We start from the raw sequence: 25,274 nt of genomic DNA, 5'->3' as shown, positions 1-25,274 counted from the left end.
AAAATAATCCGTATTTAAACGAAACAGGGTCGGTTTCAGGTTATTGAGACGTAACGGCAGGTTAGATTTGTATTATTTTGTTACATGCTTGTCGTGAATTGCCGAATTAACAAACACTTTTTGTCGCCGCAGCGTGAATGTCTCGGCAGGCTTGTCGGTGCGCGGTGTTAGCAGCCATAAACAGGGACTGTATTCATGATGCAATATGTCCTAAAATGCCGCTCGCGTCGCAAACTGACACTTTATATTCTCTCCCGAGAATAATTGTTCGTTTTAAAACGGTGATGAGTTTTGGGATTTTTTTCTTACAAATATTCATGACGTTAATTTGCTTCGTTCGTTGGACAGAATTTAATCAACGCTGATATTAGCCGTAAACATTGGGTTTTTTACTCAGGTAAGCGTTGTGACTCGCTTGACAAGCTTTTCCTCCGCTCCGTAAACTCCTTTGAGTGGGAATTTGTGGGGTAAAGTGGTAATGAGGGGAGAGACTGGCATGTTCCGGGGAGCAACGTTAGTCAATCTCGACAGTAAAGGGCGTTTGTCTGTGCCTACCCGTTACCGGGATCAACTGATCGAGAGCGCTACCGGTCAAATGGTTTGTACCATTGACATCCATCACCCGTGCCTGCTGCTTTACCCCCTGCCTGAATGGGAAATTATCGAGCAAAAATTATCGCGTCTGTCGAGCATGAACCCAGTAGAGCGCCGTGTGCAGCGTTTACTGTTGGGGCATGCCAGTGAATGTCAGATGGATAGCGCCGGACGATTGCTGGTGGCGCCTGTCCTGCGGCAACATGCCGGGCTGACTAAAGAAGTGATGCTGGTTGGACAGTTCAACAAGTTTGAACTGTGGGATGAAACGACCTGGTATCAACAGGTCAAGGAAGATATCGACGCTGAGCAGAGTGCGACCGGAACGTTGTCGGAGCGCCTGCAGGACTTGTCTCTATAAGATGATGGAAAATTTTAAACACACCACGGTGCTGCTGGACGAGGCCGTAAACGGCCTGAATATTCGCCCTGATGGCATCTACATTGATGGCACATTTGGTCGCGGTGGTCACTCGCGTCTCATTCTCTCGCAGCTTGGCGAAGAGGGACGTCTGCTGGCAATCGATCGCGATCCGCAGGCGATCGCCGTCGCCCAGACCATCAATGATCCCCGCTTCTCCATCATTCATGGACCTTTCTCGGCGCTGGCTGATTATGTTGGCGAGCGCGAACTGACCGGCAAGATCGATGGGATTCTTCTCGATCTTGGTGTCTCTTCTCCGCAACTTGACGACGCTGAGCGCGGTTTCTCCTTCATGCGCGACGGCCCGCTGGATATGCGCATGGATCCCACTCGTGGTCAGTCGGCTGCTGAATGGCTGCAAACCGCTGAAGAAGCGGATATCGCCTGGGTGCTGAAGACCTTTGGCGAAGAGCGTTTTGCCAAGCGTATCGCCCGCGCCATCGTTGAGCGCAACCGCGAACAGCCCATGACCCGCACCAAAGAACTGGCGGAAGTGGTCGCCGCGGCAACGCCGGTGAAAGACAAATTCAAACATCCCGCGACCCGTACCTTCCAGGCGGTGCGCATCTGGGTGAACAGTGAACTGGAGGAGATAGAGCAGGCGCTAAAAAGCTCGCTCAGCGTACTGGCCCCGGGTGGACGGCTTTCTATCATCAGTTTCCATTCGCTGGAAGACCGGATTGTGAAGCGCTTTATGCGTGAGCAAAGTCGCGGTCCGCAGGTTCCAGCCGGATTACCGATGACGGAAGAGCAGCTCAAAAAACTGGGCGGTCGTGAGTTAAGAGCATTAGGCAAGTTGATGCCGGGTGAAGAAGAGGTTGCAGAGAATCCTCGTGCCCGTAGTTCAGTTCTGCGCATTGCAGAGAGGACGAACGCATGATCGGCAGAGTGACAGAAGCCCTCAGCAAAGTTAAGGGATCGATTGGAAGCAACGAGCGCCATGCCTTGCCTGGCGTGATCGGTGACGATCTTTTGCGATTTGGGAAGCTGCCACTCTGCCTGTTCATTTGCATCATTGTGACAGCGGTGACGGTGGTCACAACCGCGCACCACACACGGTTACTGACCGCGCAACGTGAACAACTGGTTCTGGAACGTGATGCGCTGGATATCGAGTGGCGCAACCTGATCCTTGAGGAGAACGCGCTCGGCGATCATAGCCGGGTGGAACGGATCGCAACGGAGAAGCTGCAAATGCAGCATGTTGATCCCTCACAAGAAAATATCGTAGTGCAAAAATAAGGAAAAACGCGACGCATGAAAGCAGCGGCAAAAACGCTAAAACCAAAACGTCAGGAAGAACAGGCCAACTTTATCAGTTGGCGTTTTGCGTTGTTGTGCGGCTGCATTTTATTGGCGCTGGGTTTCCTGCTGGGCCGCGTTGCCTGGCTGCAGATTATCGCGCCGGACATGCTGGTGCGTCAGGGCGACATGCGCTCGCTGCGCGTACAGGAAGTGGCGACCTCGCGCGGTATGATTACCGACCGTTCGGGCCGTCCCCTGGCCGTCAGCGTACCGGTGAAGGCGATCTGGGCCGATCCGAAAGAAGTCCATGCTGCGGGTGGCGTTAGCGTTGGCGATCGCTGGAGAGCGCTCTCTACTGCTCTGAATATCCCTCTTGATCAGCTCGCTGCTCGTATCAACGCTAACCCGAAAGGGCGCTTTATCTATCTGGCGCGTCAGTTAAACCCGGATATGGCGGATTACATCAAAAAGCTGAAGCTGCCGGGCATTTATCTGCGCGAAGAGTCCCGTCGTTACTATCCTTCCGGTGAAGTAACCGCTCACCTCATTGGTTTCACCAACGTCGATAGTCAGGGGATTGAAGGCGTTGAGAAGAGTTTTGACAAATGGCTTACCGGTCAACCGGGCGAGCGTATTGTGCGTAAAGACCGCTATGGTCGCGTCATTGAAGATATCTCCTCTACCGACAGCCAGGCGGCGCATAACCTTGCGCTGAGCATTGACGAACGCCTGCAGGCGCTGGTGTATCGCGAGCTAAACAATGCCGTGGCGTTTAACAAGGCGGAATCCGGAAGCGCGGTACTGGTGGATGTCAGTACCGGTGAAGTGCTGGCAATGGCGAACAGTCCCTCCTATAACCCGAATAACCTGAGCGGCACGCCGAAAGATGCGATGCGTAACCGTACCATTACCGATGTTTTTGAGCCGGGCTCAACCGTCAAACCGATGGTGGTGATGACCGCGCTCCAGCGTGGCGTGGTGCGGGAAAACAGCGTGCTCAATACCGTCCCATACCGAATTAACGGTCACGAAATCAAAGACGTGGCGCGTTACAGCGAATTGACCCTGACCGGGGTTTTACAGAAGTCGAGTAACGTCGGTGTTTCTAAGCTGGCGTTAGCGATGCCGTCCTCAGCGTTAGTAGATACTTACTCACGTTTTGGGCTGGGAAAGGCGACCAATTTGGGGTTGGTCGGAGAACGCAGTGGCTTATATCCTCAAAAACAACGGTGGTCTGACATAGAGAGGGCCACCTTCTCTTTCGGCTACGGGCTAATGGTAACGCCGTTACAGTTAGCGCGAGTCTACGCAACGATTGGCAGCTACGGCGTATATCGCCCACTGTCGATCACCAAAGTTGATCCTCCGGTTCCCGGTGAGCGTATTTTCCCGGAATCGACCGTACGTACCGTTGTGCACATGATGGAAAGCGTGGCGCTGCCGGGCGGCGGCGGTGTGAAGGCAGCGATTAAAGGCTATCGCATTGCCATTAAAACCGGTACGGCAAAAAAAGTTGGCCCCGATGGCCGCTACATCAATAAATACATTGCTTATACCGCAGGCGTTGCGCCTGCGAGTCAGCCGCGCTTCGCGCTGGTTGTTGTGATCAACGATCCGCAGGCGGGTAAATACTACGGTGGCGCCGTTTCCGCGCCGGTATTTGGTGCCATCATGGGCGGCGTTCTGCGCACCATGAACATCGAACCAGATGCGCTGGCAACGGGCGAAAAAAGTGAATTCGTAATTAATCAAGGCGAGGGAACAGGTGGCAGATCGTAATTTGCGCGACCTTCTTGCTCCGTGGGTATCAGGTTTACCTGCGCGAGAACTGCGAGAGATGACACTCGACAGCCGTGTGGCTGCGTCGGGCGATCTCTTTGTGGCAGTGGTTGGTCATCAGGCGGACGGGCGTCGATATATCCCGCAGGCGATAGCGCAAGGTGTGGCTGCCATTATTGCAGAGGCGAAAGATGAGGCGACCGATGGCGAAGTGCGTGAAATGCATGGCGTACCGGTTATCTATCTCAGCCAGCTTAACGAGCGCTTATCTGCACTGGCGGGCCGTTTTTATCACGAGCCATCTGAAAATATGCGTCTGGTTGGTGTAACCGGCACGAACGGTAAAACCACCACAACCCAACTGCTGGCCCAGTGGAGCCAACTGCTCGGTGAAACCAGCGCAGTGATGGGCACGGTCGGTAACGGTCTGCTTGGTAAAGTGATCCCAACGGAAAATACCACTGGCTCGGCCGTTGACGTCCAGCAAGCGCTGGCAGGACTGGTCGAACAGGGTGCTACCTTATGCGCGATGGAAGTCTCTTCCCACGGTCTGGTCCAGCATCGCGTCGCGGCGCTGAAATTTGCCGCCTCGGTATTTACCAATTTAAGCCGCGACCATCTGGATTATCACGGTGATATGGAGCATTACGAAGCCGCGAAATGGCTGCTCTTCTCTACGCACCATTGCGGGCAGGCGATTATTAATGCGGATGATGAAGTGGGTCGCCGCTGGTTGGCAAATCTGCCGGATGCCGTGGCCGTTTCGATGGAAGACCATATCAACCCTAACTGCCACGGTCGCTGGCTGAAGGCGGTTGAGGTGAATTATCACGACAGCGGCGCGACTATCCGCTTTGCCTCAAGCTGGGGCGAGGGTGAGATTGAAAGCCACCTGATGGGGGCGTTTAACGTAAGCAATCTGCTGCTGGCGCTGGCAACCCTTCTGGCGCTGGGCTATCCACTCGCTGACCTGCTGAAAACTGCCGCACATCTGCAGCCGGTTTGTGGGCGCATGGAAGTCTTTAGCGCGCCGGGTAAAACCACCGTGGTGGTTGATTACGCCCATACCCCTGATGCGCTGGAAAAAGCGCTGCAGGCAGCACGTCTGCACTGCACCGGACAACTCTGGTGCGTTTTTGGCTGCGGCGGCGATCGCGATAAAGGTAAGCGCCCACTCATGGGGGCGATTGCCGAAGAGTTTGCTGACGTTGTGGTCGTAACGGACGACAATCCGCGTACGGAAGAGCCGCGCGCCATTATCGACGACATTCTGGCGGGTATGCTGGATGCCGGTCGGGCAAAAGTGATGGAAGGCCGCGCAGAAGCGGTGACCAACGCCATTATGCAGGCGAAAGACAACGATGTGGTGCTGGTGGCGGGCAAAGGCCACGAGGATTACCAGATTGTGGGGACTCAGCGTCTCGACTATTCCGATCGGGTCACTGCGGCGCGTCTGCTGGGAGTTATCGCATGATTCGCGTAACGCTCAGCCAACTTGCCGGTATTCTCGGCGGCGAACTGAAAGGGGACGATCTGTCTCTCGATGCCGTCACCACCGATACGCGTAAGCTCACGCCAGGCTGCCTTTTTGTGGCGCTCAAAGGCGAACGTTTTGATGCTCATGATTTTGCCGAACAGGCAAAAGCGGGCGGGGCGGGTGCGCTGCTGGTCAGCCGTCCGCTGGCGGTTGATTTGCCGCAGGTGATTGTGAAAGACACCCGTCTGGCCTTTGGCGAACTGGCCGCGTGGGTGCGCTCACAGGTGCCGGCGCGCGTAGTGGCGCTCACCGGATCGTCGGGTAAAACCTCGGTAAAAGAGATGACGGCGGCGATCCTCAGCCAGTGTGGCAAAACGCTCTACACTGCAGGAAATCTTAACAACGATATCGGCGTGCCGATGACGCTGTTGCGCTTAACCCGTGATGATGACTTTGCCGTCATTGAACTTGGTGCCAATCACCAGGGTGAAATCGCCTGGACCGTTAGCCTGACGCGTCCGGAAGCCGCGCTGGTCAACAATCTGGCAGCGGCGCATCTGGAAGGTTTCGGCTCTCTGGCCGGTGTGGCGAAAGCGAAAGGTGAGATTTATACCGGTTTGCCTGACAACGGCATCGCCATTATGAATGCTGACAACAATGACTGGCTGAACTGGCAAAGCATTATTGGCGAGCGCAAGGTCTGGCGTTTTTCACCGAATGCCACCAATAGCGATTTCACGGCGACCAACGTACATGTGACCTCGCACGGTACCGAGTTTTCGTTACAGACACCAGGTGGAAGCATTGACGTACTGCTGCCGTTGCCGGGGCGTCACAATATCGCCAATGCGCTGGCGGCTGCCGCGCTGTCGATGGCCGTTGGTGCGACGCCTGAAGCCATTAAAACCGGTCTTGCGAACTTAAAAGCGGTGCCAGGGCGTCTGTTCCCTGTTCAGTTAGCGGAAAACCAACTGTTGCTCGATGACTCGTATAACGCCAACGTCGGCTCAATGACCGCCGCGGTACAGGTGCTGTCCGAAATGCCGGGATACCGGGTACTGGTTGTTGGTGATATGGCCGAACTGGGCGCAGAGAGCGAAGCCTGTCATGTGCAGGTGGGTGAGGCGGCGAAAGCGGCGGGCATCGACTGCGTATTGAGTTCAGGAAAACTGAGCAAAGCTATCAGCAAGGCAAGCGGCGTCGGTGAACATTTTGCGGATAAGCCCGCGCTGATCGCTCGTCTGCGCACGCTAATTGTAGAGCAACAGATTATTACCATTTTGGTGAAGGGTTCACGTAGTGCCGCCATGGAAGAGGTCGTACGCGCATTACAGGAGAAAGGATCATGCTAGTTTGGCTGGCCGAACATTTGGTCAAATATTATTCCGGCTTTAACGTCTTTTCCTATCTGACGTTTCGCGCCATTGTCAGCCTGCTGACCGCGCTGTTCATCTCATTGTGGATGGGCCCGCGCATGATCGCCCGTCTGCAAAAACTCTCCTTCGGCCAGGTCGTGCGTAACGATGGTCCGGAGTCCCACTTCAGCAAACGCGGCACGCCAACGATGGGCGGGATCATGATCCTCACCGCGATCGTCATTTCTGTTCTGCTGTGGGCCTATCCGTCAAACCCGTATGTCTGGTGCGTGTTGGTGGTGCTGATTGGTTACGGCATTATCGGCTTCGTCGATGACTACCGCAAAGTGGTTCGCAAAGACACCAAGGGCCTGATTGCGCGCTGGAAATACTTCTGGATGTCGGTCATTGCGCTGGGTGTGGCCTTCGCGCTGTACCTCGCCGGGAAAGATACGCCGGCGACAGAGCTGGTGGTGCCGTTTTTCAAAGACGTGATGCCGCAACTGGGGCTGTTCTACGTGTTGCTGGCGTACTTCGTGATTGTCGGCACCGGCAACGCGGTGAACCTGACTGACGGTCTGGATGGTCTGGCGATCATGCCCACTGTTTTTGTGGCAGCCGGTTTTGCGCTGGTGGCGTGGGCGACCGGTAACATGAATTTTGCCAACTATTTGCATATTCCGTACTTACGCCATGCTGGCGAACTGGTGATTGTCTGTACGGCGATTGTCGGGGCGGGCTTAGGCTTCCTGTGGTTTAACACCTATCCGGCGCAGGTCTTCATGGGCGACGTCGGATCGCTGGCGCTGGGCGGCGCGCTTGGCATTATCGCCGTACTACTGCGTCAGGAGTTCCTGCTGGTGATCATGGGTGGGGTGTTTGTGGTTGAGACGCTGTCGGTGATTCTGCAGGTCGGCTCCTTCAAACTGCGCGGTCAGCGCATTTTCCGCATGGCGCCGATTCATCATCACTACGAACTGAAAGGCTGGCCGGAACCGCGCGTGATTGTGCGCTTCTGGATTATTTCGCTGATGCTGGTCCTGATTGGCCTGGCAACGCTGAAGGTACGTTAATCATGGCTGATTACCAGGGTAAAAACGTCGTCATTATCGGTCTGGGGTTAACCGGACTCTCTTGCGTGGACTTTTTCCTCGCCCGTGGCGTAACCCCTCGTGTGATGGATACCCGGGCGACACCGCCGGGGCTGGATAAGTTACCAGAAGCGGTAGAGCGCCATGTCGGCAGTCTGAACGACGACTGGTTATTGGCGGCGGATCTGATTGTGGCAAGCCCTGGTATCGCCCTCGCGCATCCGTCACTGAGCGCAGCGGCTGATGCGGGCGTTGAGATCGTTGGCGATATCGAGTTGTTTTGCCGTGAAGCGCAGGCACCCATTGTGGCGATCACCGGTTCTAACGGGAAAAGTACCGTCACGACCCTGGTCGGTGAAATGGCGAAAGCGGCAGGTGTGAACGTCGGCGTTGGCGGCAATATTGGTCTGCCTGCCTTGATGTTGCTGGATGCTGAACGCGAGCTGTATGTGCTTGAACTCTCCAGCTTCCAGCTGGAAACCACGTTCAGCCTGCAGGCGGTCGCAGCCACCATTCTGAACGTTACCGAAGATCACATGGACCGGTATCCGTTTGGTTTACAGCAGTATCGCGCGGCAAAACTGCGCGTATACGAGCATGCAAAAGTCTGTGTGGTCAATGCTGATGATGCGTTGACGATGCCGATTCGTGGTGCCGATGAGCGCTGCGTGAGCTTTGGCGTCAACATGGGCGATTACCACCTTAACCGCCAGCAGGGCGAGACCTGGCTGCGGGTAAAGGGGGAGAAAGTGCTGAATGTGAAAGAGATGAAACTTTCCGGCCAGCATAACTACACTAACGCCCTGGCGGCGCTGGCGCTGGCGGATGCGGCAGGTTTACCGCGTTCCAGCAGCCTGAAAGCATTGACGACGTTCACCGGTCTTGCGCATCGCTTCCAGCTCGCACTGGAGCATAACGGCGTACGCTGGATTAACGACTCGAAAGCGACCAATGTCGGCAGCACCGAAGCGGCGCTGAACGGCCTGCATGTTGACGGTACGCTGCACCTGCTGCTGGGCGGCGATGGTAAGTCGGCGGACTTCTCTTCGCTGAGCCGTTATCTGGAAGGCGATCGCGTGCGTTTGTACTGCTTTGGTCGCGATGGCGCACAACTGGCGGCGCTGCGTCCGGAAATTGCGGAACAAACCGAAACGATGGAAGAGGCGATGCGTCTGCTGGCGCCGCGTCTACAGGCGGGCGATATGGTGCTGTTGTCTCCGGCCTGCGCCAGCCTCGATCAGTTTAAGAATTTTGAACAACGGGGCGATGTCTTTACCCGTCTGGCGAAGGAGTTGGGTTGATGCGTTTATCTCTCCCTCGCCTGAGGCTACCGCGCTTACCGGGATTTGGCATCCTGGGATGGATCTTTGCGGCGCTTAAAGGCTGGGTGATGGGCTCGCGGGCTAAAGATTCCGACAGTCTGATCATGTACGATCGCGTGCTGCTGTGGCTGACGTTAGGCCTCGCGGCGATCGGTTTTATCATGGTGACGTCGGCATCCATGCCGGTAGGTCAACGTCTGGCGGGCGATCCGTTCCTGTTTGCCAAGCGTGATGCGCTCTATATTTTTCTGGCATTTTGTCTGGCGATGATCACGCTGCGTCTGCCCATGGAGTTCTGGCAGAAGTACAGCACCACGATGCTGATCGCCTCGATCATTATGCTGCTGATCGTGCTGGTGGTGGGTAGTTCGGTGAACGGGGCATCGCGTTGGATCGCATTAGGTCCTCTGCGTATTCAGCCAGCGGAATTTACCAAGCTGTCGCTGTTCTGCTATCTGGCGAACTACCTGGTGCGCAAGGTTGACGAAGTTCGTAATAACCTGCGCGGCTTCCTGAAGCCGATGGGCGTGATTCTGGTACTGGCGATCCTGCTGCTGGCGCAGCCTGACCTCGGTACGGTGGTGGTGTTATTTGTGACCACGCTGGCGATGCTGTTTCTGGCCGGGGCAAAGTTATGGCAGTTCATTGCCATTATCGGCATGGGGATTTCAGCGGTCGTGCTGCTGATTCTCGCCGAACCGTATCGTATTCGCCGCGTAACCTCGTTCTGGAACCCGTGGGAAGATCCGTTTGGTAGCGGATACCAGCTTACTCAGTCGCTGATGGCGTTTGGTCGCGGTGAAATGTGGGGACAGGGACTGGGCAACTCGGTACAGAAACTGGAGTATCTGCCGGAAGCACATACGGACTTTATCTTCGCCATCATTGGGGAAGAACTGGGTTATATCGGTGTGGTATTGGCGCTTTTAATGGTATTCTTCGTCGCTTTTCGCGCGATGTCGATAGGCCGCAAAGCGCTGGAGATCGACCACCGTTTTTCCGGATTTTTGGCCTGTTCCATCGGGATTTGGTTTAGTTTTCAGGCACTGGTGAACGTCGGCGCGGCGGCAGGCATGCTGCCAACCAAAGGTCTGACGCTGCCGCTCATCAGTTATGGTGGCTCGAGTTTGCTGATTATGTCGACGGCCATCATGTTTTTGTTGCGAATTGATTATGAAACGCGTCTGGAAAAAGCACAGGCGTTTACACGAGGTTCACGATGAGTGGTCAAGCGAAGCGGTTAATGGTGATGGCTGGCGGTACCGGCGGACACGTGTTCCCGGGGCTGGCGGTCGCACACCATTTGATGGCCCAGGGCTGGGAAATTCGCTGGCTGGGCACCCCAGACCGTATGGAAGCGGATTTAGTCCCTAAGCATGGGATCGATATTGATTTCATCCGTATCTCCGGATTGCGCGGAAAAGGTGTGAAAGCGTTGTTGGCCGCTCCTTTGCGTATTTTCAACGCATGGCGTCAGGCGCGCGCCATCATGAAACGTTTTAAACCCGATGTGGTGCTGGGAATGGGCGGTTATGTTTCCGGTCCTGGCGGCCTGGCGGCCTGGTCACTGGGTATTCCGGTCGTCCTGCACGAACAAAATGGTATCGCCGGATTAACTAACAAATGGCTGGCGAAAATTGCAACAAAGGTCATGCAGGCGTTTCCCGGCGCGTTTCCGAATGCGGAAGTGGTCGGAAACCCGGTACGTACCGACGTGTTGGCGCTGCCGCTGCCGCAGGATCGTCTGGCCGGACGCGAAGGTCCGATTCGCGTACTGGTGGTTGGAGGGTCGCAGGGCGCTCGCGTGCTGAATCAGACCCTGCCGCAGGTTGCCGCCAGACTGGGTGATGCGGTAACTCTCTGGCATCAGAGCGGGAAAGGCGCGCAGCAGACGGTAGAACAGGCTTATGCCGATGCGGGACAGCCGCAGCATAAGGTGACGGAATTTATTGATGACATGGCGGCTGCCTACGCGTGGGCCGATGTGGTGGTCTGTCGTTCTGGCGCATTAACGGTAAGTGAAATCGCTGCCGCCGGTTTACCCGCGCTGTTTGTGCCGTTTCAACATAAAGACCGACAGCAGTACTGGAATGCGTTGCCGTTGGAAAAAGCGGGCGCAGCCAAAATTCTCGAGCAGCCGCAGTTTACTGTGGATGCCGTCGCCAGCACCCTGTCCGGGTGGTCGCGAGAAAGTTTGTTAACCATGGCAGAACGTGCCCGCGCTGCATCCATTCCGGATGCCACCGAGCGTGTTGCAAATGAAGTGAGCCGGGCTGCCCGGACGTAATTGTAGCGGTGCCTTTTGCATCGCAGAATTTTTTGAAGTTAATGGCGTAAAGAATGAATACACAACAACTGGCAAAACTGCGTTCCATCGTGCCCGAAATGCGTCGCGTTCGGCACATCCACTTTGTCGGCATCGGTGGTGCCGGTATGGGCGGTATTGCCGAAGTTCTGGCCAATGAAGGCTATCAGATCAGTGGTTCCGATTTAGCGCCAAACCCGGTGACGCAGCAGTTGACGAACCTGGGGGCAACAATTTATTTCAACCATCGCCCGGAAAACGTGCGTGATGCGAGCGTGGTTGTGGTTTCCAGCGCCATCTCTGCCGATAACCCGGAGATCGTGGCGGCCCATGAAGCACGCATCCCGGTGATTCGTCGCGCGGAAATGCTGGCGGAGTTAATGCGTTTTCGTCATGGCATCGCGATTGCCGGGACGCACGGTAAAACGACCACTACCGCCATGGTCTCCAGTATCTACGCGGAAGCGGGACTGGATCCAACCTTCGTCAACGGGGGGCTGGTGAAAGCGGCAGGCGTGCATGCGCGTCTGGGTCATAGCCGTTACTTGATTGCGGAAGCGGATGAGAGCGACGCATCGTTCCTGCATTTGCAACCGATGGTGGCGATTGTCACCAACATCGAAGCCGACCACATGGATACCTACCATGGCGATTTCGAAAATTTAAAGCAGACGTTTATTAATTTCCTACATAACCTGCCGTTTTATGGGCGTGCGGTGATGTGTGTTGATGATCCGGTGATCCGCGAGCTACTGCCGCGTGTGGGCCGTCAGACCACAACTTACGGCTTTAGCGATGATGCTGACGTTCGTGTGCAGGATTATCAGCAGGTGGGTCCGCAGGGGCACTTCACCCTGTTGCGCCAGGGGATGCAGGACCTGCGCGTAACGCTGAATGCGCCGGGTCGCCATAATGCGCTGAACGCGGCGGCGGCCGTGGCGGTTGCGACGGAAGAAGGTATTGCAGACGACGCGATCCTGCGGGCGCTGGAGAGCTTCCAGGGTACCGGGCGACGCTTCGACTTCCTTGGTGAATATCCGCTCGAGCCGGTTAACGGTAAAGCCGGAACAGCAATGCTGGTGGATGATTACGGACATCACCCGACGGAAGTGGATGCGACGATTAAAGCCGCGCGGGCGGGCTGGCCGGACAAAAATCTGGTGATGCTGTTTCAGCCGCACCGTTTCACGCGTACGCGCGATCTGTATGACGACTTTGCCAACGTGCTGACCCAGGTTGATGCGTTATTGATGCTGGATGTCTACGCGGCAGGCGAAGCGCCGATTCCAGGGGCGGACAGCCGTTCGCTGTGCCGTACCATTCGTGGTCGCGGTAAAATTGACCCGATTCTGGTATCCGATCCGGCGCAAGTTGCAGAAATGCTGGCACCGGTATTAACCGGCAACGATTTGATTCTGGTGCAGGGCGCAGGAAATATCGGCAAAATCGCCCGTTCCTTAGCGGAAATCAAACTGAAGCCGCAAATTCAGGAGGACGAACAACATGGCTGATAAAATCGCGGTCCTGCTGGGCGGTACCTCTGCTGAACGTGAAGTGTCGCTGAATTCCGGCGCGGCCGTGCTGGCCGGATTACGTGAAGGCGGCGTGGATGCGCATCCGGTGGATCCAAAAGAGGTCGACGTTACGCGGCTGAAGTCGATGGGCTTTCAGAAAGTCTTTATCGCCCTGCATGGTCGTGGTGGGGAAGACGGAACCTTACAGGGGCTGCTGGAGCTGGTTGGCTTGCCTTATACCGGCAGCGGCGTGATGGCATCGGCTATCTCAATGGATAAACTGCGCAGCAAACTGCTGTGGCAGGGGGCAGGGCTACCTGTCGCGCCATGGGTCGCGCTGACGCGGTCTCAGTTTGAAAACGGTCTTAATGAAGAGCTGGTTACGCAAATCTCTGCGCTGGGTTTACCGCTGATTGTGAAGCCCAGCCGTGAAGGATCCAGCGTTGGAATGTCGAAAGTGTCAGAATATGATGCTTTACAAGATGCATTATCGCTGGCATTTCAGCATGATGAGGAAGTTCTGATCGAGAAATGGCTCAGCGGTCCGGAATTTACGGTAGCGATGCTGGGTGAAGAAATTTTACCCGCAATTCGTATCCAACCCGCTGGAACCTTCTATGATTATGAGGCGAAGTATCTGTCTGATGAAACACAGTATTTCTGCCCTGCAGGTCTGGAAAGCGAACAAGAGGCTATTTTGCAGGCAGTAGTGCTGAAAGCATGGACAACCCTGGGCTGTAAAGGCTGGGGACGTATTGACGTTATGCTGGATAGCGATGGCCAGTTTTATCTGCTGGAAGCGAATACCTCACCGGGTATGACCAGCCACAGCCTGGTGCCGATGGCGGCGCGTCAGGCGGGGATGAGTTTCTCGCAGTTGGTGGTACGAATTCTGGAGTTGGCGGACTGATATGTCGCAGGCTGCGCTGAACACGCGAAACAGTGATGAAGAGGTGTCTTCCTCACGTCGCAATAATGGAACGCGTCTTGCAGGTATTTTCTTCCTGCTGACGGTGCTGTGCACCGTGCTGGTCAGCGGCTGGGTGGTGTTGGGGTGGATGGAAGACGCACAGCGTTTACCGCTGTCAAAGCTGGTGTTAACCGGTGAACGCCATTACACGAAGAATGATGATATTCGCCAGTCGATTCTGGCCCTGGGCGCGCCGGGTACCTTTATGACCCAGGACGTGAATATCATCCAGAGTCAGATCGAACGCTTGCCGTGGATCAAGCAGGCTAGCGTCAGAAAGCAGTGGCCTGATGAATTGAAGATTCATCTGGTTGAATATGTGCCGATTGCGCGTTGGAATGATCAGCATATGGTAGACGCCGAAGGAAATGCCTTCAGCGTGCCGGCCGATCGCACCAGCAAGCAGGTTTTACCCATGTTATCTGGCCCGGAAGGCAGCGCGAGTGAAGTGTTGCAAGGGTATCGTGACATGTCGCAGGTGCTGGCGAAGGACCGGTTTACCCTGAAGGAAGCGGCAATGACCGCTCGTCGCTCCTGGCAGTTGACGCTTAATAACGATATTAAGCTCAACCTGGGCAGGGGCGACACGATGAAACGTTTGGCTCGCTTTGTAGAACTTTACCCGGTTTTACAGCAGCAGGCGCAAACCGATGGCAAACGGATTAGCTACGTTGATTTGCGTTATGACTCAGGAGCGGCAGTAGGGTGGGTTCCCTTACCTCCTGAGGAATCTAATCAGCAACAGAATCAGGTACAGGCAGAACAACAATGATCAAGGCGACGGACAGAAAACTGGTAGTTGGACTGGAGATTGGCACCGCGAAGGTCGCCGCTTTAGTAGGGGAAGTTCTGCCCGACGGTATGGTTAATATCATTGGCGTGGGCAGTTGCCCGTCACGGGGGATGGATAAAGGCGGGGTTAACGACCTCGAATCCGTGGTGAAATGTGTACAGCGCGCCATTGACCAGGCAGAACTGATGGCAGATTGTCAAATCTCTTCGGTCTATCTGGCGCTTTCGGGCAAACACATTAGCTGTCAGAATGAAATCGGCATGGTGCCGATTTCGGAAGAAGAAGTGACGCAGGAAGACGTGGAAAACGTCGTGCATACCGCGAAGTCAGTGCGCGTTCGCGATGAGCACAGGGTGTTGCACGTAATCCCGCAGGAATATGCGATTGACTATCAGGAAGGGATCAAAAACCCGGTCGGTCTTTCCGGTGTTCGTATGCAGGCAAAAGTGCATTTGATCACCTGCCACAACGATATGGCGAAAAACATTGTTAAAGCCGTGGAACGTTGTGGCCTGAAAGTTGACCAACTGATATTTGCCGGGCTGGCGGCCAGCTATTCCGTATTGACGGAAGATGAACGTGAACTGGGCGTCTGCGTCGTCGATATTGGTGGTGGTACAATGGACATCGCCGTTTATACTGGCGGGGCTTTGCGCCACACCAAAGTGATCCCTTATGCAGGGAATGTGGTCACCAGCGACATCGCGTATGCCTTCGGCACACCGCCGAGTGACGCCGAAGCGATTAAAGTTCGCCACGGCTGCGCGCTGGGATCCATCGTCGGGAAAGACGAAAGCGTTGAAGTGCCAAGCGTAGGCGGACGTCCGCCGCGCAGTCTGCAACGACAGACGCTGGCAGAGGTGATTGAGCCGCGTTATACCGAACTGCTCAACCTGGTCAACGAAGAGATATTGCAATTACAGGAACAGCTTCGTCAGCAGGGTGTGAAACATCATCTGGCGGCGGGGATTGTACTGACCGGTGGCGCGGCGCAAATTGAAGGTCTTGCCGCCTGTGCCCAGCGCGTGTTCCATACGCAAGTGCGTATCGGTGCGCCGCTGAATATTACTGGTTTGACGGATTACGCTCAGGAGCCGTATTACTCAACGGCGGTGGGGCTGCTTCACTACGGGAAAGAGTCCCATTTAAGTGGTGAAGCTGAAGTAGAGAAGCGTGTTACGGCTTCAGTTGGCTCTTGGATTAAACGTCTTAATAGCTGGCTGCGAAAAGAGTTTTAATTTTTTATGAGGCCGGCGAAAATTACGGCCTCAGGCGACAGGCACAACGGAGAGAGAAACTATGTTTGAACCTATGGAACTGACCAACGACGCGGTGATTAAAGTCATCGGCGTCGGTGGCGGCGGCGGTAATGCCGTTGAACACATGGTGCGCGAGCGCATTGAGGGTGTTGAATTCTTCGCGGTAAATACCGACGCTCAGGCGTTGCGTAAGACGGCGGTTGGCCAGACTATTCAGATCGGTAGCGGTATTACCAAAGGTCTGGGTGCGGGCGCGAACCCGGAAGTCGGTCGCAATGCAGCAGACGAAGATCGTGAAGCTCTGCGTGCAGCGCTTGACGGTGCAGACATGGTGTTTATCGCAGCAGGCATGGGCGGCGGTACCGGTACCGGTGCCGCGCCAGTGGTTGCTGAAGTGGCAAAAGATTTAGGGATCCTGACCGTTGCGGTCGTGACCAAGCCTTTCAATTTTGAAGGCAAAAAGCGTATGGCTTTCGCGGAGCAGGGAATCACTGAACTGTCCAAGCATGTGGACTCGCTGATCACCATCCCGAATGACAAACTGCTGAAAGTGCTGGGTCGCGGTATCTCCCTGCTTGACGCGTTTGGCGCGGCAAACGACGTGCTGAAAGGCGCAGTACAGGGTATCGCCGAACTGATTACCCGTCCTGGCCTGATGAACGTCGACTTTGCTGACGTGCGCACCGTGATGTCCGAAATGGGCTACGCGATGATGGGGTCCGGCGTGGCGAGCGGTGAAGACCGTGCTGAAGAAGCCGCTGAAATGGCGATCTCTTCTCCGCTGCTGGAAGATATCGATCTGTCTGGTGCGCGTGGCGTACTGGTCAACATCACAGCGGGCTTCGACCTGCGTCTGGATGAGTTCGAAACCGTGGGTAACACCATCCGTGCCTTTGCATCGGATAACGCGACCGTGGTGATCGGTACCTCTCTGGACCCGGATATGAACGACGAACTGCGTGTGACCGTTGTTGCTACCGGTATCGGTATGGACAAGCGTCCTGAAATCACTCTGGTCACCAACAAACAGGTGCAGCAGCCAGTGATGGATCGTTACCAGCAGCACGGTATGGCGCCGTTGACACAAGAGCAGAAACCGGTCGCGAAAGTGGTGAACGACAATACGCCGCAAACCGCGAAAGAGCCGGATTATCTGGATATCCCTGCGTTCCTGCGTAAGCAAGCCGATTAAGAATCGACTGGAATTTGGGATTCGAGGCTCTTTGTGCTAAACTGGCCCACCGAATGTATAGTACACTTCGGTTGGATAGGTAATTTGGCGAGATTATACGATGATCAAACAAAGGACACTTAAACGTATCGTTCAGGCGACGGGTGTCGGTTTACATACCGGCAAGAAAGTCACCCTGACATTACGCCCTGCGCCGGCTAACACCGGGGTCATCTATCGTCGCACCGACTTGAATCCACCGGTAGATTTCCCGGCCGATGCCAAATCTGTGCGTGATACCATGCTCTGTACGTGTCTGGTTAATGAGCATGATGTACGGATTTCAACCGTTGAGCACCTTAATGCTGCTCTGGCGGGTCTGGGTATCGATAACATTGTTATCGAAGTCGATGCTCCGGAAATCCCGATCATGGATGGCAGTGCTGCTCCGTTCGTCTACCTGCTGCTTGATGCAGGTATTGAAGAACTGAACAGCGCCAAGAAATTTGTTCGCATCAAAGAGACCGTTCGGGTCGAAGATGGCGACAAGTGGGCCGAGTTCAGACCGTACAATGGTTTTACGTTGGATTTCACCATCGACTTTAACCATCCGGCGATCGACTCCAGCACTCAGCGCTATGCGATGAATTTCTCTGCTGATGCGTTCATGCGCCAGATTAGCCGCGCGCGTACTTTCGGTTTCATGCGTGATATCGAATATCTGCAGTCCCGTGGCCTGTGCCTGGGCGGCAGCTTCGATTGTGCCATCGTTGTTGACGATTATCGCGTACTGAACGAAGACGGCCTGCGTTTTGAAGATGAATTCGTTCGTCACAAAATGCTCGACGCCATTGGCGACCTGTTCATGTGTGGTCACAACATTATTGGTGCATTTACCGCGTATAAATCCGGGCATGCGCTGAATAACAAACTGCTACAGGCTGTCCTGGCAAAACAGGAAGCCTGGGAATATGTGACCTTCCAGGACGACGCAGAACTGCCGCTGGCTTTCAAAGCGCCTTCGACCGTACTGGCATAACGACACAGGTTGTCGCATAAATTCGACTGGTTAATCTGGCACTCTCTCCGGCCAGGTAAGCCAGTCGTTTTTTTTGGCTTTTTTTTCTGCCCTGCCTGTTGTCGTTAGCGTATCTCTGCCGTGTTCTTTCGCGTACTGTATTGCGATGCTGTGCGAACGCTGCTTTCTTAAACACTTTTACCCGCAACTTCTCATCAATACTGCTGTAGTGCCTGCGCATTAATGATAAGATTTGTGCGCAAAAAACGTTTTGAATAATACGATTGGGATGGCAATAACGTGAGTGGAATACTGACGCGCTGGCGACAGTTAGGTAGACGCTATTTCTGGCCGCATCTCTTATTAGGGATGGTCGCGGCGAGTTTTGGCATGCCCGCGCTCGCAAATGCCGTTGAGCCGACGACGTCGGCAAAGGCGACCGCCAGCAGCCACGAACAACGCGTTAAAGTTAATTTTAGTCAACTGGCGCTGTTGGAGGCGAGCAATCGTCGCCCCAATTTCACCGTCGATTACTGGCATCAGCATGCTATTCGTACGGTCATCCGTCATCTTTCTTTCGCAATGGCACCGCAGACGCTGCCCGTTGCTGAAGAACCGTTACCGCTTCAGGCACACCATTTAGCCTTACTGAACACGCTCAGCGCGATGCTGACGCAGGAAGGTACGCCCCCGACAAGTGCGTCGCGCGTAACGTATGCCTGTTTTACGCCTCAGGCCGTTTTCACCGTTCCCGCCTGGATCAGTCAGGCGCAGGGGATCCGCGCCGGCCCTCAACGCCTTAGCTAAAATAACCGATAAACTCCAATTCATTATTATGACCCCACATCGCGGGGCGTTTGAGATTTTACTATGCTAATCAAATTATTAACGAAAGTATTCGGTAGCCGTAACGATCGTACGTTGCGTCGTATGCGTAAAGCGGTTGCAGTGATCAATGCCATGGAACCGGAGATGGAAAAACTCTCCGATGACGAACTGAAAGCGAAAACCGGTGAATTCCGTGCGCGTCTGGAAAAAGGCGAAAGCGTGGAAAGTCTGATCCCGGAAGCGTTTGCTGTCGTACGTGAAGCCAGTAAGCGCGTATTCGGCATGCGCCACTTCGACGTTCAGTTGCTGGGTGGTATGGTCCTTAACGATCGCTGCATCGCGGAAATGCGTACCGGTGAAGGTAAAACGCTGACCGCAACGCTGCCTGCTTACCTGAACGCGCTGAGCGGAAAAGGCGTACACGTGGTTACCGTGAACGACTATCTGGCGCAACGTGACGCCGAAAACAACCGCCCGCTGTTCGAATTCCTCGGGATGACCGTCGGTATTAACCTGCCGGGTATGCCTGCGCCAGCCAAGCGCGAAGCCTACGCTGCGGACATTACATACGGTACCAACAACGAATATGGCTTTGACTACCTGCGTGACAACATGGCGTTCAGCCCTGAAGAACGCGTACAGCGTAAACTGCATTATGCGCTGGTGGATGAGGTCGACTCCATCCTGATCGATGAAGCGCGTACGCCGCTGATCATTTCCGGCCCGGCTGAAGACAGCTCGGAAATGTACAAGAAAGTGAACAAAATCATCCCCCATCTGGTTCGCCAGGAGAAAGAAGACTCCGACAGCTTCCAGGGTGAAGGTCACTTCTCTGTGGATGAAAAAGCGCGCCAGGTTAACCTGACTGAACGTGGTCTGGTACTGATTGAAGAACTGCTGGTGAAAGAAGGCATTATGGATGAAGGCGAGTCTCTGTACTCTCCGGGCAACATTATGCTGATGCACCACGTGACCGCGGCGCTGCGCGCGCATGCGCTGTTCACTCGCGACGTTGACTACATCGTGAAAGACGGCGAAGTCATTATCGTTGACGAACACACCGGTCGTACCATGCAGGGCCGTCGCTGGTCTGATGGTCTGCACCAGGCTGTTGAAGCGAAAGAGGGCGTGGATATCCAGAACGAGAACCAGACGCTGGCCTCGATCACCTTCCAGAACTACTTCCGTCTGTATGAAAAACTGGCCGGTATGACCGGTACGGCAGATACCGAAGCGTTCGAATTTAGCTCAATCTACAAACTGGATACCGTCGTGGTGCCGACTAACCGTCCGATGATCCGTAAGGACATGCCGGATCTGGTCTATATGACCGAAGCGGAAAAGATTCAGGCCATCATTGAAGATATTAAAGAGCGTACCGCCAATGGTCAGCCGGTGCTGGTGGGGACCATCTCCATTGAGAAATCCGAAGTGGTTTCTAACGAACTAACCAAAGCGGGCATTAAGCACAACGTTCTGAACGCAAAATTCCACGCCAACGAAGCGGCTATCGTTGCGCAGGCGGGCTATCCGGCGGCAGTGACCATCGCCACCAACATGGCAGGTCGTGGTACGGATATCGTGCTGGGCGGTAGCTGGCAGGCAGAAGTGGCGGCGCTGGAAAACCCAACGCCAGAGCAGATTGCACAGATTAAAGCAGACTGGCAGGTTCGCCATGAAGCGGTGCTGGCGTCTGGTGGTCTGCACATCATTGGTACTGAGCGTCATGAATCTCGTCGTATCGACAACCAGCTGCGCGGTCGTTCCGGTCGTCAGGGGGATGCGGGTTCTTCGCGTTTCTACCTGTCAATGGAAGATGCGTTGATGCGTATTTTTGCTTCTGACCGCGTGTCCGGCATGATGCGTAAACTGGGGATGAAACCGGGTGAGGCCATTGAGCACCCGTGGGTCACCAAAGCGATTGCCAACGCGCAGCGTAAAGTGGAAAGCCGCAACTTTGATATTCGTAAGCAACTGCTGGAATACGATGATGTTGCCAACGATCAGCGTCGTGCGATTTATACCCAGCGTAACGAACTGCTGGATGTGAGCGACGTTAGCGAAACCATTAACAGCATTCGTGAAGACGTGTTCAAAGCGACCATTGACGCCTACATTCCGCCGCAGTCTCTGGAAGAAATGTGGGATATCCCGGGCTTGCAGGAACGTCTGAAAAATGACTTCGATCTGGAAATGCCGATTGCAGAATGGCTGGATAAAGAGCCAGAACTGCATGAAGAGACGCTGCGTGAGCGTATCCTGGCGCAGGCCATTGAAGTGTATCAGCGCAAAGAAGAGGTGGTTGGCGCAGAGATGATGCGTCACTTCGAAAAAGGCGTCATGCTGCAAACGCTCGACTCCCTGTGGAAAGAGCACCTGGCGGCGATGGATTATCTGCGTCAGGGTATCCACCTGCGTGGCTATGCGCAGAAAGATCCGAAGCAGGAATATAAGCGCGAATCCTTCTCAATGTTTGCCTCTATGCTGGAATCGCTGAAGTATGAAGTGATCAGTACGCTGAGCAAAGTTCAGGTTCGCATGCCAGAAGAAGTTGAAGCGATGGAGCAACAGCGTCGTGAAGAAGCTGAACGGTTAGCGCAGATGCAGCAACTGAGCCATCAGGACGACGACAGCGCCGCAGCGGCTGATTTGGCGGCACAAACCGGCGAGCGTAAAGTGGGTCGTAACGATCCGTGCCCGTGTGGTTCCGGTAAAAAATACAAACAGTGCCATGGCCGTCTGAGCTAAGGTCTGCATAATAGCGATGAGGCGCAGGAAACTGCGCCTTTTTTATGGACACGACAATATGAAAAAACTGAACATCGCTGTCGGGATTATTCGTAATCCGTATAACGAAATTTTTATCACCCAGCGTGCTGCCGACGCGCACATGGCGAACAAACTGGAATTTCCAGGCGGGAAGATTGAGGCCGGAGAGACGCCCGAGCAGGCGCTGAGCCGCGAGCTCCAGGAAGAGGTGGGCATTACACCGGTAGATGCCACGCTTTTTGAGAAACTGGAGTATCAGTTTCCGGACAGGCATATCACGCTGTGGTTCTGGCTGGTTGAAAGCTGGAAAGGCGAGCCGTGGGGGAAAGAGGGGCAACCTGGAAAATGGATTGCCGCCGGGACGTTGCAGGCGGAAGATTTCCCTCCGGCGAATGAACCCGTGATTGCGAAGCTAAAACAACATCACCAGGCAGGATAAGGTTAAGCTATTATCCGGTAAATCAAGGTGGGGGCATATTCATCCCCCACTCTGTCTCTGCTTACTCTTTCGTTTCGCTCCAGTCGTCGCTGTCGGAAAGATCGCCGCTGCTGGCAATGCGTTTCTCTTCAGCGGCCCATTCACCTAAATCGATCAACTGACAACGCTTGGAACAAAATGGGCGGAATGGACTGACTTCACCCCATACAACCGTTTTGCCGCAGGTGGGGCAATTAACGGTGATCGTTTCTGACATCTTAACTCCTTAACAGCAAGCCAGTTCGAAATCGAGGCGCTCAGGAACCACGCCATTGTCGCTATCTAGCGGCATAAAACGGATCGCAAAACGACTTTTGTGGCCGGAAATTTGCGGGTAAAGTTCTAAACCCAATGGCAACTGCAGGCGCAGTAAATCCGCGTCTTCCCCGTTGTCCTGATAAAAACCATTCAGGCTGGTTTGTTTACGAAACGGCGCCGAATTGCGAATTAGATCAAGGATTAGGGTCAACGCCTGATTGAGCGGATTCAGACTGGCCAGCCAGCTATCGACCTGCGCGTCGCGTTGTGCCTGTGGCATATGCAGCCAGATATGCAGCGTCGGTAAATCAAAGCTACAGCAACCGCCGGGAATGCTCAGACGCTGACGGACCAGGGCAATCAGTCTGTCCTCTCGCAAAAATTGACCCATCCGCGGGGCGGAAATTAAAATACTGCCGGCCGTTTTTAACTGCTGGCGTAGTGCATCAATACGGCTCTGGTCGACGCCCGGGACTTCGTTCCATGCCTGAAGTTTTCGCTGCTGGCGCTCAAGCTCTTTCAGTAATTCTGTACGCACTTCACCACGCTCGAATACGTCCAACAAATCTCCGGCATTGCGAAAGAAGTGCAGGGCATCTGAATGATCTGCAATCGGTAAACGTGCAGAGAGCTGTTGAATCAAAAACTCAATGCGCAACCACGTGCGCATCTTCTCATTGAGTGGGTGTTCAAAAAGGACCTGGGTGTGCATTACGGTTTTTCCTGTGAGACAAACTGCGACGCAAGCTGGAGATAACGTGCGTGCAGGCGGGCGACATCCGACCTGATGGAATCTGGTGCGCCATTATTATCAATAACATCGTCTGCAACGGCAAGGCGCGCTTCACGCGTCGCCTGGGCAGCGAGAATCTGTTCAACGTGCGCGCGCGAAACGTCATCGCGCTGCATCGTGCGGGAAAGCTGCGTCTCGGGGGTGACATCTACCACAAGAACGCGATTTGCCTGATGATATAGGCCATTTTCAACCAGTAATGGCACCACCCACAACACATATGCAGACGTCGCCTGTTGAAACTGACGTCGGGTCTCCTGCTGGATGAGCGGATGAAGCAAGGCATTGAGCCAGGCTTTCTCTTGCGGATCAGCAAAAATCCGTTCGCGAAGCAGTCGACGATGTAGCGTGCCGTCTGCGGCAATCAGTTCAGGGCCAAAATGTTTTTCAATCGCTTCCAGCGCAGGCTTGCCCGGTTCGACCACCTGGCGGGCAATAATATCTGCATCAATTATCTGAATTCCGAGGTCAGCAAAAGCATTCGCAACGGTGCTTTTACCACTGCCAATGCCGCCAGTTAAGGCTACTGTATACCTCATAAGCTCGGTTCCCGGGAATTCATCATGATAATCAATCGGTTGAAAGTTGAACGTACACTGGCGATGATGACTCAGGGCGTGCCCGCCATTCGCCAGGTAAATTTATGGGATTGTAGCGTAAAAAAAGAGAATTTCGCAGTCTTGCGCGGCATTGATTAGTGCGTATGATAGCGTCACTGGAGTTGCGCTCTCATACTAATAGCCCTTAACCCCAGGAATCCGCACATGCGTATTGAAGAAGATCTGAAGTTAGGTTTTAAAGACGTTCTTATCCGCCCTAAGCGTTCTACCCTTAAAAGTCGTTCCGATGTTGAGCTGGAACGTCAATTCACCTTTAAACACTCAGGTCAGACCTGGTCCGGCGTTCCTGTTATTGCTGCAAACATGGATACCGTCGGGACATTTGAGATGGCAACGGCTCTCGCCTCTTTCGATGTACTGACCGCCGTTCATAAGCATTACACTGTTGAAGACTGGACGGCCTTTGTTGGCGCGGCGTCAGCCGATGTGCTCAAGCACGTCATGGTCTCTACCGGTACGTCCGATGCGGATTTCAAAAAAACTCAACAGATTCTGGCGCTGAATCCGGCACTGAACTTTGTTTGCATCGATGTCGCAAACGGCTACTCCGAACATTTTGTCCAGTTCGTGTCGAAAGCGCGTGAAACCTGGCCGACCAAAACTATTTGCGCCGGTAACGTGGTCACGGGCGAAATGTGTGAGGAACTGGTTCTGTCTGGCGCGGATATCGTTAAAGTCGGAATTGGTCCGGGCTCCGTCTGCACCACCCGTGTGAAAACTGGCGTTGGTTATCCACAACTGTCTGCGGTGATCGAATGTGCTGACGCGGCGCACGGTCTGGGTGGGATGATTGTCAGCGATGGCGGTTGCACGATGCCTGGTGATGTGGCGAAAGCCTTCGGTGGTGGCGCTGATTTTGTGATGCTTGGCGGTATGCTGGCCGGTCACGAAGAGAGCGGCGGTAAAATCGTTGAAGAAAATGGCGAAAAATTCATGCTGTTTTATGGCATGAGCTCTGAATCTGCCATGACTCGCCATGTGGGCGGCGTTGCGCAGTATCGTGCTGCGGAAGGGAAAACCGTCAAGCTACCGTTGCGTGGCCCGGTGGAGAACACCGCGCGTGATATTCTCGGCGGTCTGCGTTCAGCCTGTACCTACGTTGGGGCCTCTCGTCTGAAAGAGCTGACCAAACGTACGACGTTTATCCGGGTTCAGGAACAAGAAAACCGCGTTTTCAATAGCCTTTAACCCTCCCAGGAACTGGCGCTATA

General features: G+C 54.6%; 23 protein-coding genes. 20 read left to right on the top strand and 3 right to left on the bottom strand.

Going from position 1 to position 25,274, the window contains the following annotated elements:
• Positions 1-496: 496 nt before the first annotated feature.
• The 19 genes from mraZ to mutT all read left to right on the top strand — a co-directional run bounded on the left by mraZ (position 497) and on the right by mutT (position 22,353).
• Entirely contained in the window at positions 497-955 is a 459-nt protein-coding gene (gene mraZ, locus KE671_RS10375) for a division/cell wall cluster transcriptional repressor MraZ (protein ID WP_044255498.1), read from the top strand.
• Between the two features lies 1 nt (position 956).
• Positions 957-1,898, top strand: coding sequence for a 16S rRNA (cytosine(1402)-N(4))-methyltransferase RsmH (gene rsmH, locus KE671_RS10370; RefSeq protein WP_206162882.1), 942 nt, complete (start codon positions 957-959; stop codon positions 1,896-1,898).
• Entirely contained in the window at positions 1,895-2,260 is a 366-nt protein-coding gene (ftsL, locus tag KE671_RS10365; RefSeq protein ID WP_046475442.1) for a cell division protein FtsL, read from the top strand. The genes rsmH and ftsL overlap by 4 nt, the downstream gene beginning before the upstream one ends.
• A gap of 15 nt (positions 2,261-2,275) precedes the next feature.
• On the top strand, positions 2,276-4,042 hold the full coding sequence (gene ftsI, locus KE671_RS10360; RefSeq protein WP_042323864.1) for a peptidoglycan glycosyltransferase FtsI: 1,767 nt from the start codon (positions 2,276-2,278) through the stop codon (positions 4,040-4,042).
• A complete protein-coding gene (murE, locus tag KE671_RS10355) occupies positions 4,029-5,516 on the top strand; it encodes a UDP-N-acetylmuramoyl-L-alanyl-D-glutamate--2,6-diaminopimelate ligase (RefSeq protein WP_042323862.1) in 1,488 nt (495 codons plus the stop codon). The genes ftsI and murE overlap by 14 nt, the downstream gene beginning before the upstream one ends.
• The gene (gene murF, locus KE671_RS10350) at positions 5,513-6,871 is read left to right on the top strand and encodes a UDP-N-acetylmuramoyl-tripeptide--D-alanyl-D-alanine ligase (RefSeq protein WP_206162881.1); all 1,359 of its coding nucleotides are present in this window, start codon (positions 5,513-5,515) and stop codon (positions 6,869-6,871) included. Before murE ends, murF begins: the two co-directional genes overlap by 4 nt.
• Positions 6,865-7,947, top strand: a complete 1,083-nt coding sequence (gene mraY / locus KE671_RS10345; RefSeq protein WP_012904478.1) for a phospho-N-acetylmuramoyl-pentapeptide-transferase — start codon at positions 6,865-6,867, stop codon at positions 7,945-7,947. The genes murF and mraY overlap by 7 nt, the downstream gene beginning before the upstream one ends.
• A gap of 2 nt (positions 7,948-7,949) precedes the next feature.
• Positions 7,950-9,266: a UDP-N-acetylmuramoyl-L-alanine--D-glutamate ligase gene (murD, locus tag KE671_RS10340; RefSeq protein WP_206162880.1), complete on the top strand. Its 1,317-nt coding sequence runs from the start codon at positions 7,950-7,952 to the stop codon at positions 9,264-9,266.
• Positions 9,266-10,510 carry a cell division protein FtsW gene (gene ftsW / locus KE671_RS10335; protein ID WP_206162879.1) on the top strand — a complete coding sequence of 415 codons (1,245 nt, stop codon included), beginning with the start codon at positions 9,266-9,268 and terminating at the stop codon, positions 10,508-10,510. Before murD ends, ftsW begins: the two co-directional genes overlap by 1 nt.
• The gene (murG, locus tag KE671_RS10330) at positions 10,507-11,574 is read left to right on the top strand and encodes an undecaprenyldiphospho-muramoylpentapeptide beta-N-acetylglucosaminyltransferase (RefSeq protein ID WP_206162878.1); all 1,068 of its coding nucleotides are present in this window, start codon (positions 10,507-10,509) and stop codon (positions 11,572-11,574) included. Before ftsW ends, murG begins: the two co-directional genes overlap by 4 nt.
• A 53-nt stretch (positions 11,575-11,627) precedes the next feature.
• The gene (gene murC, locus KE671_RS10325) at positions 11,628-13,103 is read left to right on the top strand and encodes a UDP-N-acetylmuramate--L-alanine ligase (RefSeq protein WP_206162877.1); all 1,476 of its coding nucleotides are present in this window, start codon (positions 11,628-11,630) and stop codon (positions 13,101-13,103) included.
• Positions 13,096-14,016, top strand: coding sequence for a D-alanine--D-alanine ligase (locus KE671_RS10320; RefSeq protein ID WP_206162876.1), 921 nt, complete (start codon positions 13,096-13,098; stop codon positions 14,014-14,016). The genes murC and KE671_RS10320 overlap by 8 nt, the downstream gene beginning before the upstream one ends.
• A 1-nt stretch (position 14,017) precedes the next feature.
• Positions 14,018-14,848, top strand: a complete 831-nt coding sequence (gene ftsQ, locus KE671_RS10315; protein WP_042997932.1) for a cell division protein FtsQ — start codon at positions 14,018-14,020, stop codon at positions 14,846-14,848.
• Positions 14,845-16,107, top strand: coding sequence for a cell division protein FtsA (gene ftsA, locus KE671_RS10310; protein WP_003018755.1), 1,263 nt, complete (start codon positions 14,845-14,847; stop codon positions 16,105-16,107). Before ftsQ ends, ftsA begins: the two co-directional genes overlap by 4 nt.
• 61 nt (positions 16,108-16,168) lie before the next feature.
• Positions 16,169-17,320, top strand: coding sequence for a cell division protein FtsZ (gene ftsZ, locus KE671_RS10305; protein ID WP_004857884.1), 1,152 nt, complete (start codon positions 16,169-16,171; stop codon positions 17,318-17,320).
• A 100-nt stretch (positions 17,321-17,420) separates the two neighbouring features.
• A complete protein-coding gene (gene lpxC, locus KE671_RS10300; RefSeq protein WP_000595473.1) occupies positions 17,421-18,338 on the top strand; it encodes a UDP-3-O-acyl-N-acetylglucosamine deacetylase in 918 nt (305 codons plus the stop codon).
• A 279-nt stretch (positions 18,339-18,617) separates the two neighbouring features.
• A complete protein-coding gene (secM, locus tag KE671_RS10295) occupies positions 18,618-19,124 on the top strand; it encodes a secA translation cis-regulator SecM (protein WP_206162875.1) in 507 nt (168 codons plus the stop codon).
• 63 nt (positions 19,125-19,187) lie between these two features.
• Positions 19,188-21,893: a preprotein translocase subunit SecA gene (gene secA, locus KE671_RS10290; protein WP_206162874.1), complete on the top strand. Its 2,706-nt coding sequence runs from the start codon at positions 19,188-19,190 to the stop codon at positions 21,891-21,893.
• Positions 21,894-21,951: 58 nt separating this feature from the next.
• A complete protein-coding gene (mutT, locus tag KE671_RS10285) occupies positions 21,952-22,353 on the top strand; it encodes an 8-oxo-dGTP diphosphatase MutT (RefSeq protein ID WP_206162873.1) in 402 nt (133 codons plus the stop codon).
• A 61-nt stretch (positions 22,354-22,414) separates the two neighbouring features.
• Here the strand turns inward: mutT and yacG are convergent, their stop codons facing one another.
• The 3 genes from yacG to coaE are packed head-to-tail and all read right to left on the bottom strand — an operon-like array spanning position 22,415 to position 23,982.
• The gene (yacG, locus tag KE671_RS10280) at positions 22,415-22,609 is read right to left on the bottom strand and encodes a DNA gyrase inhibitor YacG (RefSeq protein ID WP_042323837.1); all 195 of its coding nucleotides are present in this window, start codon (positions 22,607-22,609) and stop codon (positions 22,415-22,417) included.
• 9 nt (positions 22,610-22,618) lie between these two features.
• Positions 22,619-23,362, bottom strand: coding sequence for a cell division protein ZapD (gene zapD / locus KE671_RS10275; protein WP_206162872.1), 744 nt, complete (start codon positions 23,360-23,362; stop codon positions 22,619-22,621).
• Positions 23,362-23,982 (bottom strand): dephospho-CoA kinase, encoded by a 621-nt coding sequence (gene coaE, locus KE671_RS10270; protein ID WP_206162871.1) that lies wholly within the window; start codon positions 23,980-23,982, stop codon positions 23,362-23,364. The genes zapD and coaE overlap by 1 nt, the downstream gene beginning before the upstream one ends.
• Before the next feature lie 225 nt (positions 23,983-24,207).
• On the opposite strand from coaE, the gene KE671_RS10265 reads away from it, so the two are divergent.
• A complete protein-coding gene (locus KE671_RS10265; RefSeq protein ID WP_206162870.1) occupies positions 24,208-25,251 on the top strand; it encodes a GMP reductase in 1,044 nt (347 codons plus the stop codon).
• Positions 25,252-25,274: the final 23 nt, after the last annotated feature.

It is taken from the genome of Citrobacter amalonaticus (assembly GCF_018252635.1).
GTDB lineage: Bacteria > Pseudomonadota > Gammaproteobacteria > Enterobacterales > Enterobacteriaceae > Citrobacter_A > Citrobacter_A amalonaticus_E.
This window is presented reverse-complemented; position numbering and strand designations above follow the sequence as displayed.

Bases quoted from the DNA above. Each gene is read 5' to 3' on its own strand.
- mraZ (WP_044255498.1), top strand. From the start codon at position 497: ATGTTCCGGGGAGCAACGTTAGTCAATCTCGACAGTAAAGGGCGTTTG.
- rsmH (WP_206162882.1), top strand. From the start codon at position 957: ATGATGGAAAATTTTAAACACACCACGGTGCTGCTGGACGAGGCCGTA.
- ftsL (WP_046475442.1), top strand. From the start codon at position 1,895: ATGATCGGCAGAGTGACAGAAGCCCTCAGCAAAGTTAAGGGATCGATT.
- ftsI (WP_042323864.1), top strand. From the start codon at position 2,276: ATGAAAGCAGCGGCAAAAACGCTAAAACCAAAACGTCAGGAAGAACAG.
- murF (WP_206162881.1), top strand. From the start codon at position 5,513: ATGATTCGCGTAACGCTCAGCCAACTTGCCGGTATTCTCGGCGGCGAA.
- mraY (WP_012904478.1), top strand. From the start codon at position 6,865: ATGCTAGTTTGGCTGGCCGAACATTTGGTCAAATATTATTCCGGCTTT.
- murD (WP_206162880.1), top strand. From the start codon at position 7,950: ATGGCTGATTACCAGGGTAAAAACGTCGTCATTATCGGTCTGGGGTTA.
- ftsW (WP_206162879.1), top strand. From the start codon at position 9,266: ATGCGTTTATCTCTCCCTCGCCTGAGGCTACCGCGCTTACCGGGATTT.
- murG (WP_206162878.1), top strand. From the start codon at position 10,507: ATGAGTGGTCAAGCGAAGCGGTTAATGGTGATGGCTGGCGGTACCGGC.
- murC (WP_206162877.1), top strand. From the start codon at position 11,628: ATGAATACACAACAACTGGCAAAACTGCGTTCCATCGTGCCCGAAATG.
- KE671_RS10320 (WP_206162876.1), top strand. From the start codon at position 13,096: ATGGCTGATAAAATCGCGGTCCTGCTGGGCGGTACCTCTGCTGAACGT.
- ftsQ (WP_042997932.1), top strand. From the start codon at position 14,018: ATGTCGCAGGCTGCGCTGAACACGCGAAACAGTGATGAAGAGGTGTCT.
- ftsA (WP_003018755.1), top strand. From the start codon at position 14,845: ATGATCAAGGCGACGGACAGAAAACTGGTAGTTGGACTGGAGATTGGC.
- ftsZ (WP_004857884.1), top strand. From the start codon at position 16,169: ATGTTTGAACCTATGGAACTGACCAACGACGCGGTGATTAAAGTCATC.
- lpxC (WP_000595473.1), top strand. From the start codon at position 17,421: ATGATCAAACAAAGGACACTTAAACGTATCGTTCAGGCGACGGGTGTC.
- secA (WP_206162874.1), top strand. From the start codon at position 19,188: ATGCTAATCAAATTATTAACGAAAGTATTCGGTAGCCGTAACGATCGT.
- mutT (WP_206162873.1), top strand. From the start codon at position 21,952: ATGAAAAAACTGAACATCGCTGTCGGGATTATTCGTAATCCGTATAAC.
- yacG (WP_042323837.1), bottom strand. From the start codon at position 22,609: ATGTCAGAAACGATCACCGTTAATTGCCCCACCTGCGGCAAAACGGTT.
- zapD (WP_206162872.1), bottom strand. From the start codon at position 23,362: ATGCACACCCAGGTCCTTTTTGAACACCCACTCAATGAGAAGATGCGC.
- coaE (WP_206162871.1), bottom strand. From the start codon at position 23,982: ATGAGGTATACAGTAGCCTTAACTGGCGGCATTGGCAGTGGTAAAAGC.
- KE671_RS10265 (WP_206162870.1), top strand. From the start codon at position 24,208: ATGCGTATTGAAGAAGATCTGAAGTTAGGTTTTAAAGACGTTCTTATC.